This window comes from Shewanella sp. YLB-07, assembly GCF_009377275.1.
Map to the genome: position 1 here is coordinate 443583 of NZ_VOQB01000001.1, position 14091 is coordinate 457673.

15 protein-coding genes are annotated in these 14091 nt (G+C 46.2%); 6 read left to right on the forward strand and 9 right to left on the reverse strand.

Annotated elements, in window-relative coordinates; genetic code table 11:
• Positions 1-147: 147 nt before the first annotated feature.
• Entirely contained in the window at positions 148-756 is a 609-nt protein-coding gene (locus FS373_RS01770) for a short chain dehydrogenase (RefSeq protein ID WP_152828922.1), read from the forward strand.
• 181 nt (positions 757-937) lie between these two features.
• Here FS373_RS01770 and FS373_RS01775 read toward each other — a convergent pair whose 3' ends face one another.
• On the reverse strand, positions 938-1576 hold the full coding sequence (locus tag FS373_RS01775) for an NAD(P)-dependent oxidoreductase (RefSeq protein ID WP_152828923.1): 639 nt from the start codon (positions 1574-1576) through the stop codon (positions 938-940).
• 143 nt (positions 1577-1719) lie between these two features.
• Here FS373_RS01775 and FS373_RS01780 point away from each other — a divergent pair, with 143 nt between their 5' ends.
• Entirely contained in the window at positions 1720-2622 is a 903-nt protein-coding gene (locus FS373_RS01780) for a LysR family transcriptional regulator (RefSeq protein ID WP_144047373.1), read from the forward strand.
• 78 nt (positions 2623-2700) lie between these two features.
• On the opposite strand, the gene FS373_RS01785 is transcribed toward FS373_RS01780, so the two are convergent.
• The 3 genes from FS373_RS01785 to FS373_RS01795 form a co-directional block, all read right to left on the reverse strand.
• Positions 2701-3273 carry a tRNA-(ms[2]io[6]A)-hydroxylase gene (locus FS373_RS01785; RefSeq protein ID WP_144047372.1) on the reverse strand — a complete coding sequence of 191 codons (573 nt, stop codon included), beginning with the start codon at positions 3271-3273 and terminating at the stop codon, positions 2701-2703.
• 91 nt (positions 3274-3364) lie between these two features.
• On the reverse strand, positions 3365-3997 hold the full coding sequence (locus FS373_RS01790) for a sulfotransferase family protein (protein ID WP_144047371.1): 633 nt from the start codon (positions 3995-3997) through the stop codon (positions 3365-3367).
• A 53-nt stretch (positions 3998-4050) separates the two neighbouring features.
• Positions 4051-4818: a ribonuclease H family protein gene (locus FS373_RS01795; RefSeq protein WP_144047370.1), complete on the reverse strand. Its 768-nt coding sequence runs from the start codon at positions 4816-4818 to the stop codon at positions 4051-4053.
• A gap of 253 nt (positions 4819-5071) precedes the next feature.
• On the opposite strand from FS373_RS01795, the gene FS373_RS01800 reads away from it, so the two are divergent.
• On the forward strand, positions 5072-5614 hold the full coding sequence (locus FS373_RS01800) for a GNAT family N-acetyltransferase (RefSeq protein WP_144047369.1): 543 nt from the start codon (positions 5072-5074) through the stop codon (positions 5612-5614).
• A gap of 159 nt (positions 5615-5773) precedes the next feature.
• Positions 5774-6715, forward strand: a complete 942-nt coding sequence (rihA, locus tag FS373_RS01805) for a pyrimidine-specific ribonucleoside hydrolase RihA (RefSeq protein WP_144047368.1) — start codon at positions 5774-5776, stop codon at positions 6713-6715.
• An 89-nt stretch (positions 6716-6804) separates the two neighbouring features.
• Here rihA and FS373_RS01810 read toward each other — a convergent pair whose 3' ends face one another.
• Positions 6805-7371, reverse strand: a complete 567-nt coding sequence (locus FS373_RS01810) for a DUF1415 domain-containing protein (RefSeq protein WP_152828924.1) — start codon at positions 7369-7371, stop codon at positions 6805-6807.
• 116 nt (positions 7372-7487) lie between these two features.
• Entirely contained in the window at positions 7488-8081 is a 594-nt protein-coding gene (locus FS373_RS01815; protein ID WP_144047366.1) for a LysE family translocator, read from the reverse strand.
• A 327-nt stretch (positions 8082-8408) separates the two neighbouring features.
• Between FS373_RS01815 and FS373_RS01820 the strand changes: the two genes are divergently transcribed.
• Together FS373_RS01820 and FS373_RS01825 are read left to right on the forward strand one after the other, a co-directional pair.
• Positions 8409-8915 carry a DUF4136 domain-containing protein gene (locus tag FS373_RS01820; protein ID WP_229380946.1) on the forward strand — a complete coding sequence of 169 codons (507 nt, stop codon included), beginning with the start codon at positions 8409-8411 and terminating at the stop codon, positions 8913-8915.
• A gap of 30 nt (positions 8916-8945) precedes the next feature.
• A complete protein-coding gene (locus tag FS373_RS01825; RefSeq protein WP_152828925.1) occupies positions 8946-9374 on the forward strand; it encodes a hypothetical protein in 429 nt (142 codons plus the stop codon).
• A 54-nt stretch (positions 9375-9428) separates the two neighbouring features.
• Here the strand turns inward: FS373_RS01825 and FS373_RS01830 are convergent, their stop codons facing one another.
• The 3 genes from FS373_RS01830 to FS373_RS01840 all read right to left on the reverse strand — a co-directional run bounded on the left by FS373_RS01830 (position 9429) and on the right by FS373_RS01840 (position 13964).
• Positions 9429-10403 carry a lipase chaperone family protein gene (locus FS373_RS01830; protein ID WP_152828926.1) on the reverse strand — a complete coding sequence of 325 codons (975 nt, stop codon included), beginning with the start codon at positions 10401-10403 and terminating at the stop codon, positions 9429-9431.
• Between the two features lie 25 nt (positions 10404-10428).
• Positions 10429-11358 carry an esterase/lipase family protein gene (locus FS373_RS01835; RefSeq protein ID WP_152828927.1) on the reverse strand — a complete coding sequence of 310 codons (930 nt, stop codon included), beginning with the start codon at positions 11356-11358 and terminating at the stop codon, positions 10429-10431.
• A gap of 467 nt (positions 11359-11825) precedes the next feature.
• A complete protein-coding gene (locus FS373_RS01840) occupies positions 11826-13964 on the reverse strand; it encodes a TonB-dependent receptor (protein WP_152828928.1) in 2139 nt (712 codons plus the stop codon).
• Between the last annotated feature and the right edge of the window lie 127 nt (positions 13965-14091).

Here is a 14091-nt window from a genome sequence, read left to right on the forward strand (position 1 = left end):
GTGAACAGGTGATGCCTTAAAGTTATCTCATTCGAGCAGCGACATCGATTAAATATGAATTGAAGACTCGCTTGGTGAATGGGTGACAACAAATCGAATTTTAATCTATATACAAGAATTGACTCTAATTAGAAGGAAGCAAAAACAATGAAAATTTTAGCAATTGGTGCGAACGGCATTATCGGTAAGGCAGTGGTTAATCGTTTAGCAAAGGATCATGATGTTATCTCAGTGGGCCATAGCCGAGGTGATATTACTGTCGATACTCAAAGCAAAGACTCGATTCGAGCCTTGTTTGAGCAGGTGGGCATGGTGGATGCCGTAGTGAGCATGGCGGGCAATGGCGCCATGGGGAGTCTTGCGGACATGCCTGATTCTGGTTACCAGACTGTGCTGGACAGTAAGGTGATGGGGCAGGTTAATCTGGTACGAATAGGGCTTGAATATCTTAATCACGGGGGCTCTATTACCTTAACTTCGGGTCAGTCATCTGATAATCCTTCACTAGGGACGGCTGCTATCTCTATGGCGACTGCGGCGGTCAATGGTTTCGTTGGCGCTGCAGCACTTGAGTTAATCGACGGTAAAAGGCTTAACGTCGTGAGCCCAAGCTTTGTTAAAGAGACGATGGAGATGCTGGGTATGGACAGCAGTACAGGTATGCCAGCCGATGAGCTTGCTGCCTATTATGTTGCCAGTGTTAGCGGACAGAAAAATGGTGCTGTATATCAGGCCGTCGCAGGTCTAGAAGAGTAATGCAGCCTCTAAAAGATTGTTTGAATGCGGATGAATAGCAACAGATAAAGCATCTGCGAACCGATATTGTCGAGACTAACTTCTCAGTAGCCGTTAGCTGACGAAATTCGTTATCGATAAGAGTGAAAAGGTCAGTGTATTTGTCACGCTGACTTTTTGTCTTTCTTATGATCATCATCTATTAATAGGCGACCCCGATACGTTGCCGCGGATACTTGCCTGTCTCGACTTCATCGATCATGGCCAGTGCATAATCACTCACCGAAATCTTGCTATTGCCTTCTGCATCTGTGAGTAACTGTTCTCCCCCCACACGATATTGAGCTTGTTTTTCTCCTGGGAAAATCAGCGCCGCCGGGCTGATAAAGGTCCAGTTAATTGGACTATTACTCTGGCGAAATACCTCGAGAGCCTTACCCATCTCAATTGACTCTGTGTGATATTCTGCAGGAAATTCAGGGGTATCTACCAGTTGAACATTGGGCGCGACTTCCAGAGAGCCTGCACCGCCAACCCATAATAGTCGCTCAATGTGAGCGTGAGGCAGCTCGGATAGTAACTTCTCAGCCGTTTTAGAGACTATGCCATGGTTACCGGCTGCGCGTCCGCCGATAGCCGAGATGACCACATCGGCGCCTTTTACCGCTGTGGCTAAATCTGCCTGGCTATTGAGTAGATCGAAGCGGCGAGCTTCTATGTCGGTATCTGTGATCTTAGTTGTGTCCCGCACTAAGGCGATAACCTGATGGCCTCGGTTTTTAGCTTCTGTAACGATATGGCTGCCAATCCAACCCGATGCGCCTATGACTGCAATTTTCATTTTAAATCCTCTTATTCGTTTAATACCAATCGAGATCAGTATTTAGTTTTGATAACCATTGCAGTCTACTAGCAGGGGAATATGGGATAAATATCGATTAATGATGTAGATTGTATCTATGTAAGATACTAATGGTGGGTGTGATGGATAGGTTTACTGCAATGCGAAGTTTTGTCGAGGTGGCCAATACTGCCAGTTTCACTCAGGCTGCTGATAATTTGAGCTTGAGCAGACTGCAGGTGTCTCGCCATGTACAAGACCTTGAGTCTTGGTTGAAGCTGAGGCTATTGCATCGCACCACTCGGAAGGTGAGTTTGACCCATGCAGGGGAGGCGGCATTAAAGCGCTGTGAGCGGATCTTAGATGAAACCGCGGCATTGGAGTTCGAGGCCTTGTCTCAGGCAGATAAGTTATCGGGAACGATTCGAATTACAGCGCCAATCGGACTCTCACAAAATATGTTGATTGATTTAGTGGAAGATTTTACCGAGCTTCATCCCTTGGTCAACATAGATATTTTTGCCTCGGATACTTACTCGCAATTAGTGGACGAGCGCATCGATATAGCGCTTAGGTATACTCAGCAACCCGATGAAAGCCTGATAGCACGTAAATTGTTTTCGATTGATTCTGTGCTGTGCGCGTCGGAAGAATACCTCAAATTGCATGGCGAGCCCGTATCGCCAGCTGAACTAACCAAGCATAACTGTTTAGTGCATCTTGGCATGTCTGAGTGGCGCTTTATCCGTGATAATCAACAATTCTCGGTTGAGGTGAAAGGCAATATTCAAGGTAATGATGTGGGTTTATTACTTAGATCTGCTATCCGAGGCAAGGGTGTTGTCAGGTTACCCTGCGATCTCGCTAACCCAATCATTGCCGCTAAACAGCTGCAACCAATACTCTTGGATTATTACTTTCCCAGTAGTCCCCTGTGGGCCGTGTATCTGTCCCGCAGTTATCAACTACCTCTAGTGAGACAGTTTATCGACTTTATTGCTGAGCAATGGCAACAAGACATTAAACGCTTAGAGCCCGTGGATTAGGCCTGTTGGCTAATGCTTGTTGGCTAGGAACAGACAATAAAAAGCCCCTTAGAAAGGGGCTTGTTTACATTAAAATGGTTAATGCAGTGCTGCGGTGAAAGGAATGCTTTCACAAATCTTGGCTTCATCGACAAGCAGTTCTTCTAAACGTGTATCAACCAAGTCTTTATCGAAATACTCATAAGCCAGTTCGACAAACATTTCTTTATGTTTCTCTTCCGACTTAGCAATGGCTTCATAGAAGTCTTTCTCTTTACCTGGCTCGAGTGCTTCGGCAACGAGAGAGAAACGCTCAAAACCTCGGGCTTCGATGACACCGGCGATGAGCATGCGATCTAAAAACAGTTGATCGCTTGGGTGTCTATGAAGTTTGCGTACCTGAGTGATGTACTCATCTTTTTGATCTCGACCCAGTTCATTGTCGCGGCCGTGGATAAGCTTTAATACTTGCTTGAAATGGATCAGCTCTTCGAGGGCCAGATCTGTCATCGCACGGGCTAGCTTTTTATGCTGAGGATAATGGGACAACATAGACATGGCCATGCCCGATGCTTTCTTTTCTGCCGAAGCATGATCTTGTAAAAAGGTATCGAAATCGGCTAATACCTTTTCGGTCCACTTAAACGGCGTGTGGTATTTCAAATCAAACATAAGTGCTCTCGGCGAGAAAAAACGGCATTTTACCTAAGTTAGGCCAAGTAGCAAAGCGTTAACCTAGTGTATGCTTCAGTCGACTCTTGCTTCATCGCTTAATGCTGTCGATTTTACCTTTCTCGGTCGCTTCTATTTTCAACGGATGTTTTATCTTTTTCCAGGCTGTGACCTTACCGCCAATATTGATATGTTCAAAATTCTGCGAGGGGGCGATATCTGTGATGCTTAAAAAGTTGGCTAGCCGTTGAAAGTTTCCAGCATCAGCGACATCTATAATCAGCAGGTCTTGCTCTCGGCCGTTAAAATAGTCTAATGCGCCTTGGTAATGACGCTGATAACACTCAAGCAAGAAGCTGTCTTTGGCAATATTATCTAAAGTCAGCGGTTCAAATACCTCGTTATAGCAACGCTTTAATATCGGGTTAAAACCACCGTCACTGCGTTGTAAGTTGGTAAACATGCGCGCTAACAACTGGCGAATAGAAGGCAGCCACTTATCCGACTCTCGGGTAAGGTAAACGAACTTAGCATTTGGATAGACTTTGTCGAGTTGCTGATAATCACAAAAAATCGGTGTGTCGGCGATGATCTGGGCCTCATCCATGGCTCTTTGGGTGTAGGCGGTGTGCGCGGTTTTAAACCCCAAAGAAAGGGTGGCGACACAGACGCTGGTGGTGGCCGTTCTCGGTAGGCCTATGATAAATACTTTCTGCTCTGTCACTTGATTGTTGCTCTTTAAGATTCGATTGTCGACCTGGCTGTTGGAAAGGGGTATTACCCCGTGCGTAAACTTAAAATCTCAGCAAGCACTATCGGCTTAGGATAGCGGCAAAACTCTGTATCTTTTTTATCTATGGCATAGATAGACATTCTGTCGGCTAACTCGTTACCTTCTATGCCTATATGGGCCGCAACATGGGAGATAACCAGTTTTTCTTTAAGCTCGTCATACAGGGCATGTGATGCCTGAATGACATCCAGGTTTTTGATGTCACCGGCAGTTTTGCGTTTCCAGCCTTTGGTTTTCCAGCCATAGGCCCAATTGGTGATGCAATTTATCGAGTATTGGGAGTCACTGCGAATGTGTGCCGATTTACCTGCTGCCAAGTTCTCTTTTGCGATTAATAGCGCCTGATGCAATGCATTTAACTCGGCTGAGTTGTTGGTGCCATAGCTGTTATATAGCCCGTACCAGAGTTCAGACAACTCATTATCTTTATACACGGCAACGCCAGATCCTGCTTTACCCGGGTTTGGCTCACAGCCACCATCGGTATAGATCACCACATCATAGTCAGCGTTAGAAGCTGATGTTTTAGCTGTCGGAGCTTTTTGACTCTTGCTTGCGCTAGATGAGCTAGCTGGCTTAGCGGCGTAGGCACTCGATGCGCCTCTTGAAAATGCGGCATCGGCCTCGGATTTTGTCTTGAAAGATTTGTATTTGGCCTTAGGGAATTTATCGACCTGACGCTTGGCTTCATCCCAAGTGGTAAAAATCCCTGTTTCGCGCCCGACCCAAACCACATAAAACTTTTTAGCCATTTGATACTCTTAAATTTGCTGTATAGAAGAAAGTATATTCTGGCAAATACTACGGTTACCTAGCGCAAAAGTCACCTAATCAGAGGATAGAAGCGATAAGACTGAGCTCGTTTGTACAATCTTATACCAGTTTTATTTGTAGATAAGGTTAATCCTCTTAAAGAGCTGGATTGACTCTGATGAGAATAGCTGTGAAATTAACCCCGCAGGCTTTTGATATTCAGTTAAAAAACGGTCAACTAAAGGAGAAGCCATGATCACGACACGAGCCGTGACATCACAGGATGTGAGCCGGATTTGGCAGATAAGGACTGATGCCATATTAGAGGGATGCAGTACGCATTATACCCGATACGAGGTGCAAACCTGGGCTGGCTCGCCCATGCCGGAAGCGTTCACTGAGGTCCTGTTATCTCTCGGCGCTATTGTCGCCGTTGAATTGGTCGATGAACTCTCTGTAGAACAAGTCGCTGAAGCTCTGGGAGAATGCGGTAGCAATATCCAGGGGGATACCCCAGAAAAGATTCTGGGTTTTGGCTTTATTGATGCGGCTCAATGTCGTTTAGAGGCCGTCTTTGTTGACCCCGAAGCCGTAGGCATGGGCATAGGTAAGTTGCTTGCAATCGAGCTTGAAGTGCAGGCCAAAAAAGCGGGCGTTAAGACCTTGTCACTGTCATCTTCATTAAATGCCGTCGGTTTTTATAAAAAGTTAGGCTTTAACGCCGGAGATGAGACTCGCTGGCGCCACCCAACGGGTATTGAGCTTATGTGCATCCCCATGTGTAAATTATTATGATTCAATCTGGTTCAGCTAGCTCCAGATTTTCAGCTTGCAGACTGACTCACAGATTTCCCTTTAACCTCAGGTACACTCTTTCATAGCGATTGATATTAATTCAATTAGGTAAATTATTAGGCCACTTAGGTCATTTTTGGTTTTTCAGGAGTAAATAGTATGACGAGTCGTCCCATTATCTGTGATTGTGATCCCGGGCATGATGATGCCATCTCCCTTATTCTTGCCTTTAGCACTAAAGCCTTGGATGTGCTGGCTGTGACCACGAGTGCAGGAAATCAGACTCCGGATAAGACACTGAATAATGCGCTACGCATACTGACCTTGCTGGAGCAATATGACGTGCCCGTTGCCGGTGGCGCCCTTAAGCCTCTGGCTCGAGAGCTGATCATTGCCGATAATGTTCATGGAGAGTCCGGACTGGATGGCCCTAAGCTGCCAGATCCGGCTTTCGCTCCGGTCGAGCTCAGCGCGGTGGAGTTGATGGCGCAGAAAATTCGAGACAGTGAGGTTCCGGTTATTCTTAACCCCACGGGCCCCTTGACCAATATCGCCCTGCTGTTGGCTAGCCATCCCGAGCTGCACACTAAGATAGACAGCATAGTCTTGATGGGAGGCGCCGCGGCTGCGGGCAACTGGACGCCGGCCGCCGAGTTCAATATTTTTGTCGATCCTGAATCGGCCGATATGGTGTTTAAATCAGGTATCCCCATCGTCATGTGCGGATTGGATGTGACTCACCAAGCGTATATTGTGCAGCAAGATATAGAGCGAATTCGCGCCATAGATAATCCGGTTGCTCAGTGCGTCGCAGGTCTGTTGGATTTCTTCATGATCTATCATCAAGACCCTAAGTGGGGACTCAAGGGGGCGCCGCTGCACGATCCGTGCACCATAGCCTGGCTGCTGAAACCTGAGCTGTTTACTGCCCAAGATGTGTGGGTTGGTATCGAGACTAAGGGAGAGCATACCCAAGGCATGACAGTCGTGGACCGCTATCAGCTGTCGGGTAATAAGCCGAATGCCAAGGTGTTGTTCGATGTGGATCGTGAGGGTTTTGTCGATCTTATCGTCGAATGTTTGCAGGCGTATAATAAATAGCCTTCACTCGACTAGCTTTTTAAATCGAGACGTTTTGAGCGCATGTCTTATTATCAGAGAATGCGCTCATTGATGGATATCTGTAAGGCTTATTTCTTCATGCATTGGGAGAGTAGCTTGGCGAAGAAGTCACTGCCTTTACGCTGGGTAAACTCGATATTACGCTCGGGAATGGATTCAGGATCCTTATAGCTGGCTAGTGCTTGCTCCATGCTGGCCTCCCGAATGATATGGAGTAAAGGGTAGGGGGAGCGATTGGTGTAGTTCGATGGTTCATCCATAGGTTCGCCGTCGAAACAGTAATCCGGATGCATACTGGCTAGCTGGTATACGCCTTCATAGCCTTGTTCGATAAGCAGATTGTTGGCGACATCGACCAGATCCAGATAAGGGTAGAAGCCCTCGAAACCACGGGGGACAATAAACAGGGTGGTCTCAACATCTGGATTGTCATCCAACAACTTACACTCTTTTATCAAGGCTTCGAGTACATTATGCATCTTGGACTCATCGATCACCGCGTAGCGTATGCTGCCACGTTCGACTTCCCGGCGAGCGAACGGACAGATGTTGTACTTCATTATCACTTGCTCTACCCAACTTTGAGTCTGCTGCGCGATGAGCTGAAGTTCTTTGTCTTGTTCGTGCTGTGACATGCGGGGCTAGCCTTAATCTGTTTTGGTGATACATCGTGGGCAAGGATAAGGAGGAAAGGCAGAGTGCGCAAGCGATCAGTGCTGAACTTACTACCTATCCTACTAAATAACTTGGCTTATGGCGACACCATGGGGATGATCGACACCACGAGTAAGAGTGCCATAGAGATGTTGAAGATTTTCTGTTGCCGTTCATTTTTGAGTAGGCGTTTTAAGGCGACGCCAAAACCTAACCAAGTCATGGCGCAGGGAAAGGCCACGCCGAGGAAAACAGCCGCGATAGTCAATACTTGGGGTGTTAATGCGGTATCAAGATTGGTGAAGGTGGCTATTGCGCCCACGGCCATTATCCAGCCTTTAGGGTTGACCCATTGAAAGGCTGCCGCCTGTATGAAACTTAATGGATTCGATGTCTGTTTGCCTTCCATCTTACTGCTGCTATTGGCGATAAGCCATGAGAGGTAGAGCAGATAAGCAATGCCTATATATTTGATGACTAAATGAATGACCGGATAGGTCTGGAATAAGGCACTCATGCCTAAACCTATGGCAAGTACCATACAAGGGAAACCAAGGCAGATCCCAGTTAAGTGCGGCAGGCTACGTTTAATGCCAAAGTTGACCCCTGAGCTCATCAACATAACGTTGTTTGGCCCCGGAGTTATCCCGGACGAGAAGGCAAACAGAGCAATAGCTAAAATGAGTTCCATACTGGACCTGTAGGGGAAATCGGGAAGCCATATTAGCTAAATTGGTGAGACAGTGAAGCTAAATTTGCAACTGGGACTCACTTTCATAACCTGGTCGATAGTTAAGCATGCTAAGACAAGTATTCTAAGTGCTAATATTCTAGATGGCCCATAGGCAAATGTTCTCCATTTTGGTTACTTATGAGTCAGGTTAGGTTAACCTTTGCAATGTTATTGTTGATGCATTGAAAAATTGTTGAGTGCCAAGCTCTGATATCGAAAAGGAACCTCATTATCAAAAAACTAATCTGTTTATTTTTAATCACATTTTTGACGGCTTGCGTCACTGTGGACCATGTTGAAACCAGCCCAATGCGCACGACTATGGTGACTACGGGTGATCTAGGTTTCATTTCTGAAAAAACTTCTCGTTTTGCCTGGCATCCCTCATTGGAAAATGTGGTTGCGGATGAGAGAATTAACAGTGAAAAAGTCGTTCGTCATATGCGCACCTCGATCACTCAGATGATGGAGTCTAAAGGTTATCGACTCGTGTCCATCGATGAGTCTCCGGATCTGCTGATAGGGTTTGGTTTGGCACTCGAGTCCAACATGAGTGATGCCGAGATCTTGAAGGAAGCCGGATTAGTGGCTGGCTTATCGACTGCTGGTATCGATAGCGATCAGTATGAGAAAGGCTCAGTGTTAGTGGCGCTATTTAAGCCTATGCAACTACAGCCAGTTTGGCGAGTGTTAGCACAAGGTTTTACCGACTTTAAGCAGTCTGGTGAACAGAGACAGCAACGTTTTGACGAACTTATCTCTTTAATGTTGGGAAGCATTCCTAGCGTTTAATTTTAAAGATAGAAGTTTAGGAGAAGGATTTTGAAATTTTCAATGACACGAATCTTGGTATTGGCATTAACGCTGATTTCGTTTCAAGGTTTAGCGTCTGCAGATTGGGTTAAAATTGCAGATAAGACCGTCGATTATAAAACTGAAACCGATACGGTAACTCCTCATTACAGCGAGAAAAGTGTCACTCATATCAAGTTAAAGTGCACCCAAGGTTCGGTGAACCTGCATAAAGTCGTACTGCATATGAGTGACGGCACGAGCAAGACGGTGGACAATTTAGGTCTGTTAACCAAGGGACTGTCGAGCCGTAGTATCAGCGTACCTAAAGGTGATATTAAAATCGAGTCTATCGATTTAACCTATGACAGCGTCGGTAGCCAGACCCTGGCCATTGCCGGGCTTTCTAAGAAAGGTAAGCTGGACATTATGGGCAAGAAACTGGCAGACAAAGACTAATTCGTATTAGACCCGCATAGAACAAGCCCGCAAGGGCTTGTTCTATTTGGGGCTTTAGCTGGCATCATATAGACTGGGATTTGTTAAAAAAACCTGCAATCGCTTTACCTCTGTCGAGGTGAAATTCTGCTTAATATATATTGCAATTTTTAGCTCGTACTCCTCTGTATCCGCATACTCTTCCTTTATCGTCAGCTGAAACTCTTGATAGCCTCTTACCCGCGTTTTCCACTCATCTTGCGCTATTCTTACTTTCTCTACTCTGGCTGAGATTTCCGGTGTCATCTCCGGTGGTTGAACTTGCCTGTTATCGAGCATAGCGGCAATTTTTTCGGCTTGAAAGCTGGGAAGCAACGCTTGTTGCTCTGACTCATCTAACTGACTTATCTGATGTGCCAGTAATTGCTGCTTTTGTGCTGGGGTCAGGGAGTTATCTTGTCTGATGGCCGCTCTGGCTATCGCCTGTTGGTCGTAAGCATTGTCCTGTGCGAAGAAGGCTTGGATCTCCTGCTCACTGAAAAATTGAAATTGGCTATCGTGAGCCTGCTCGATAAACGCAAGGCTTTGGCTCATCTGCATATCTTCATCTATGCTGGGACTGAGATTTTTTATCTCAATAAGAGCCAATTGATAGTCACGATAACGTCCGAATAAGGCCAAAAGGTAGGCTAGTTCAGTCGAGTCTAGCGCTAGAGTATGAGCCAGCTGGATTAGCTGAGATTCTAAGGGCGTTTGATTTTGTTGGTATTCTAAGATGATGTCATCGAACTTCCATCTTAGTGCCAGCTCCATTTTTAATGGCTGCCAGATCACTTTAGGTGACTGTGAGGGTTGAGCATCTTCAATCTGTAACCTAAGTGATGGCTCTTGTTCTGGTGTTTTACTGGTTAACTTGGCTGCCGAGCTTCGATTTTCTGTAGTGATAGTCGGATACAGAACCAAACCAAGGCTGAGTAATATTAACGAAATCAGCCCAAGTATGCCGATAAGCTTAGTGAATTTCTGGCTTGGCTTAGTTCTGTCGTTCATGTTTATACCTATCCTATTAAATAGATTAGAGTCCGAGTTGGGCTAAGCGGCTTAGGTGCTGTCTGTATAGAGTGACAGGATTGGTTTCAAACCAGCTAACCAGACCGAAAGTCTGATTCACTTCATCTAAGTGATTCATCTTGTAGTTATCTTTGATGACTAAGCCTAAGTGCGAGCTACAACTTGATACCAGTCCATCGTTGGGCTCATTAAATAGCAGACCCGTTAGACTCAATGGGTAATCGCTGACATCGAACACGTGGGTGAGTTGACCGGAACCCGACCAGGAGAAGTAGTACACACCGTTGTCGGCGAGTGCTGAACCTTGGCCACAGTATTGGGCTGGTATGCCTTCTGGATAGCGCTGATTAAATGCGACAGAGCCGGCCGTAGTGAGTGATTCCATCGCTGCTATAGTGTCAGTCGGCAGACCGCTATTGCCGGAGATCCCGGCAATGATCGAGGCTAAGGTATTAAAACCTTGCTGAGCAAGCCATTCTATTGCCGAGTCGACTGGTATTGCACTGCGAGCGAAGTCGGCAACATTGCTGCCCCAATTTACGCCGCCGATAGAGGTCACCGATGCCACCATTTCAGGGCTGACACTGGCGACGTAACGTATGGTTGGGCTGCCGTGACTGTGACCTATCAGGTTGACTTTATCGGCGCCAGTTTGTGCAAGAACGGCTTGGACGTAACTGCGTAATTGCTCCCCTCGCACCTCGCTTGAATTCGCCGGTGAAACATTTGCGACAAATACCTGTGCGCCTTGTCGCTGTAGTGCTTGTGGTATCCGGTAGAAGTAATCTATACCCCAGATATCATCGAAACCAAATAAGCCGTGAACCAGAACTATGGGATATTGTGTTGCCGATGTTGACGTGCTGGCCGTCGCATTGAATGAACTTGATAAGCTCAAGAGCAAAATTGTCAGTGTGTAGGTCCATCTGTTCATGTTATTCCCCAGGGGCTGGTTAATTTGTCTTGTTGAATAAGTATTTTATTGTTAGCGCTCTGTATAAAAAGTGAACGCTTGTCATTATTGTTATCTTAATAAACGGGGGGGATCAAGCTATGTTTTCTATTAAAATTCAGGTAGGACAAGAGCTGTGGGCGTGTTTAAAACGTGCGGTTGGTGAGTAAGCTGAGTGGCGGCATGAGATGTCGGACCTGTTTAAGACAGTGGGAGCTTTAGCGGCAGCTAATGAAAATATTTTTTGGACCGTTAGCTTATGTGTATCTGCAATTTTAGTGTTTAGCCATATTTATGACTAGATTTGTTATTGAGAAGCGGGGTGAAAAGGGTATTATGCTGTAACTGGAGGAGGTCATCTCTTCGTGGTTTTTATTAATATCTTAGTCAAAATGGCTAAAAAGAAGGGCAAGCTAATGCTCGCCCTTCATCAATAATCATGGGTTAAATTAGAAGCTGGTTTTCACTCCAAGGTTTATTGTAGTGCCTAATCCCTTGGTGTTATAACCTGAATAGGTATATGCTTGGGAGCGAGCCGAGTAATAGTCTGCATTAAGCAGGTTTTCGATTCCCAGAGACAACTGCCAGTTGTCAATTTGATAACTGCTACTCAAATTCACTATGTTATAGCTGCTAACAGGCCCTTGTGTGCCGACGTACTTACCATCGACTGGCTCGAAGCGTTTACGATCACCAACATAAAGATAGTTTAGGCCGATTCTGGCTTTCTCTATTGGCTGCCAGTCGAGTGTCGCGGTGAACTTAGGTGCCGAGATGGTTTTACCGTCGAGATAAGTATCTTTATCGGTATTTTTACCTTCTACCCAGCTGTAACTGACGCTGGTGCTTAAGTTGTCTTGTATCTGATAGTTAAGCTGAGCTTCATAGCCCCAAATTTTCTGTGGCTCGCGAACTGGCATATAGACGCCAGTTTCCACTATATATTTACTGCCGGTACCTAGGTCTGAATTGCTGCGATAGGCGGCAACTTCATAGGTCAAGTTCGCAAATTGCCCCGACAAACCTAGTTCATAGTTATCGACGATTGAGGCCTCGGTACGAATAAGCGAGATATCATCGACGGTAGCGGTACGCAATAATCGGCCAAGATCTGAGATGTCGGAGCCTTGAGAGAAGCTCATAAATGGGCTGAAATACTCATTCATATTGTATCTGATACCGACATTGAAGGTGGTGGTGTCATAATCGATATCCCCCCCTTTAACGTCCATAGGGACTGAGCAGGTATCGGCACCTTTGCACACTTTCAGTGTCTGGTAGTCATCGACGCTGAGATCGACACTGTCTTGACGAATACCGGCTTTAACAATCCAGTCTCCGTCTATCACTATCTTGGTCTGTAGGTAGGCGGCCAAGTTGGTCATGTCCATCTCTGGCACCCAGATCCGGCCGTCATCCAAGGGTTGAGAGCTAACATCGTTGAGGGCATCCAGGCCATAGATGAAGCTGACCTCGATATCATCCCAATCAACTTGTGTATTGAAGTTGACTCGTAACCCTTTCTTATCGGACTTAATCAGCGACTGGCCGCCGGCATAACCTTCACTGGGGTTCGACAGAGTTGGCGAATAGAAGAACATGTTTTCGATAACTTGGGCATAGCCATCGACTGTTAGCTGAGTATTGGAAAATATTTCTTCATCAACATATTTTAGCATCAGGTTGTGGTTACCGCGGGGACCTTGAGGTACCCCCAGTTTTGCATCACCCGAGGTGTTTTTGATGGCATAGGTCTTAACGCCACTATTGACGCTACCGACCACATCAACATAATCTGCTTCCTGTTGAGCATCGTAATAGTTATAGGTCAGCTGAAGATACTTCTCTTCGTCGAAAGCATAGCCGAGTTTAGTGAATAAGTTTTTCGATTTACTCTCAGACAATCCGTATTTAAGGCCGATCACATCGCCTTCCGAGTCGCGCTGTAAACCTGTCTCTTCTATTGCACCACTCAATACATAACTGAATTTATCGACAGTACCGTCTATCGATGCATCGAAGCGATAACCTGGAGTATCTTCGAACTTTACTGCGCTGAACTTGCTCGATGCGCCTAGCTGGACTCTGGCTTTATCGTCACTACTGGCCTTCTTAGTGATGTAGTTAATGATACCGCCCGATGCGCCATTACCATAAATTGAGGTCGCGCCCTTGATCACTTCGATGCGTTCTATGGCTCCGGCATCGATGGAACGAATGCCTAACTGACCATTTCTTAGTGGCGTCGACTGTGGCACTCCATCTATCATGACGAGCGCTTTTCGACCACGTAATGTTTGCCCCGAGTTACTGGAGGTGCCTGAGCTTGGCGCCATTCCCGGTACGCGGAACGCCAGTATGTTCTGCAATTCTGAGCTGACCAACATATCTTGCTTAAGCATCTTGTTGTCGATCAGGGTGACCGAAGATGGCACTTCATCGATGCGCTCGACACTGCGGCTTCCTGTGATAATCATACGTTCCATGGAGCGGGCGTTATCATCGGCTAAGGCGGAGAGTGAGGGAAGTGCGAGGCAAAGCAGTGCGCATCGCGTGGCAATGGCCGTTTTGCTAAGTGAGAATGACATGTGTGGTCCTGAATGTAACAAAAGTGCCGCGAATGATAATCGTTATCGGTATCATTGAAAGGTTATTTACATTTAATTCACCCATGTTGCAGCTTGTATTTGATTTGACGTGGTTTTGTGCCTCTGA

What these genes read in the sequence shown, in the direction of transcription:
- FS373_RS01770 (WP_152828922.1), top strand. Translation starts at nt 148, where the DNA reads ATGAAAATTTTAGCAATTGGTGCGAACGGCATTATCGGTAAGGCAGTG.
- FS373_RS01775 (WP_152828923.1), bottom strand. Translation starts at nt 1,576, where the DNA reads ATGAAAATTGCAGTCATAGGCGCATCGGGTTGGATTGGCAGCCATATC.
- FS373_RS01780 (WP_144047373.1), top strand. Translation starts at nt 1,720, where the DNA reads ATGGATAGGTTTACTGCAATGCGAAGTTTTGTCGAGGTGGCCAATACT.
- FS373_RS01785 (WP_144047372.1), bottom strand. Translation starts at nt 3,273, where the DNA reads ATGTTTGATTTGAAATACCACACGCCGTTTAAGTGGACCGAAAAGGTA.
- FS373_RS01795 (WP_144047370.1), bottom strand. Translation starts at nt 4,818, where the DNA reads ATGGCTAAAAAGTTTTATGTGGTTTGGGTCGGGCGCGAAACAGGGATT.
- FS373_RS01800 (WP_144047369.1), top strand. Translation starts at nt 5,072, where the DNA reads ATGATCACGACACGAGCCGTGACATCACAGGATGTGAGCCGGATTTGG.
- rihA (WP_144047368.1), top strand. Translation starts at nt 5,774, where the DNA reads ATGACGAGTCGTCCCATTATCTGTGATTGTGATCCCGGGCATGATGAT.
- FS373_RS01810 (WP_152828924.1), bottom strand. Translation starts at nt 7,371, where the DNA reads ATGTCACAGCACGAACAAGACAAAGAACTTCAGCTCATCGCGCAGCAG.
- FS373_RS01815 (WP_144047366.1), bottom strand. Translation starts at nt 8,081, where the DNA reads ATGGAACTCATTTTAGCTATTGCTCTGTTTGCCTTCTCGTCCGGGATA.
- FS373_RS01830 (WP_152828926.1), bottom strand. Translation starts at nt 10,403, where the DNA reads ATGAACGACAGAACTAAGCCAAGCCAGAAATTCACTAAGCTTATCGGC.
- FS373_RS01835 (WP_152828927.1), bottom strand. Translation starts at nt 11,358, where the DNA reads ATGAACAGATGGACCTACACACTGACAATTTTGCTCTTGAGCTTATCA.
- FS373_RS01840 (WP_152828928.1), bottom strand. Translation starts at nt 13,964, where the DNA reads ATGTCATTCTCACTTAGCAAAACGGCCATTGCCACGCGATGCGCACTG.